Raw genomic sequence first — 236 nt, forward strand, 5'->3', positions numbered from 1 at the left:
TGAAGTTATCCAACACTCGATGATCACTAAGTCTATCGAAAGGGCACAGAAAAAAGTAGAAGAGAATAACTTCGGGGTTAGAAAGAGGCTACTAGAGTATGATGATGTGATGAACACTCAAAGAGAAGTCATCTATAAGAAGCGTAGAAATGCCCTCATGGGAGAGCGACTCGAGTTGGATATCATGAATATGATTTATGATACCTGCGAAGAACTCATCCGCATGGTCAAGGCTA

Annotated in this window: 1 protein-coding gene; it reads left to right on the forward strand. The window is 41.1% G+C overall.

All coding sequences use genetic code 11. The features are described from left to right. Nucleotides 1-236: hypothetical protein (locus I5349_RS14065; RefSeq protein ID WP_226391392.1), on the forward strand; the 236-nt coding region annotated here is incomplete at both ends.

This window comes from Penaeicola halotolerans, assembly GCF_016464625.1.
GTDB classification, from domain to species: Bacteria; Bacteroidota; Bacteroidia; order Cytophagales; family Cyclobacteriaceae; genus Penaeicola; species Penaeicola halotolerans.